Source organism: Streptomyces dysideae (genome assembly GCF_001514305.1).
GTDB lineage: Bacteria > Actinomycetota > Actinomycetes > Streptomycetales > Streptomycetaceae > Streptomyces > Streptomyces dysideae.
In genome coordinates, this window is sequence record NZ_KQ949187.1 from 1 (window position 1) to 669 (window position 669).

The following is a 669-nucleotide window of genomic DNA, read 5'->3' on the forward strand; positions in this document are numbered from 1 at the left end:
TCGCCTTGCGGCAGCGAGAAAGAGTCGTACGGGAAGGGGGCTCTGCGGCCGGGTCACCCGCCACTTCGCGTACGATAGATGCACTTAACTATCTAACGTGGGCAGGTGACTGATGAGTCGGGTTTCGCAGGCACAAGCGCTCGAGAACCGCAGGCGCGCGGTCGCCGCGGCCTCCCAGCTCTTCCGGGAGCGCGGCGTGAACGGCATCAGCGTCGCCGATCTGATGAAGTCCATCGGGCTGACCACGGGCGGCTTCTACAAGCAGTTCCCCTCCAAGGAGGCCCTGGTGGCCGAGGCCGCTCAAGCCGCTTTCGGTGACCTCGACGCACTCCTGGCGTCGTTCGACACGGCCCACGGCGATCACGACACCGCGCGCGGCGCCCTCATCGACTTCTACCTGTCGGCCGAGCACCGCGACCAGCCCGGCACCGGGTGCCCCACCGCGGGATTCGCAGGCGACATGGCTCGCGAGCCCACAGCCGGGGAGGTGCGCGAGACGTACGCGGCCGGAGTCGAGGAATTCGCCGCGTGGCTGTCCACCGACGCCAACGACGGCCTCCCCATGGTGGCCACCCTGGTCGGCGCGATCCTGCTCGCCCGCGCCACGGCAGGCACAGAACTGTCGGAGAAGATCCTGGAATCGACCCACAAAGCCCTGACTGCACCACA

The 669-nt window shown here is 67.9% G+C and carries 1 protein-coding gene; it reads left to right on the forward strand.

The window, feature by feature from the left end; all coding sequences use genetic code 11:
• Window positions 1–112: 112 nt before the first annotated feature.
• Window positions 113–669, forward strand: a 557-nt coding sequence (locus tag AQJ91_RS48290; RefSeq protein WP_067036787.1) for a TetR/AcrR family transcriptional regulator, incomplete at its 3' end; no start/stop codon positions are given.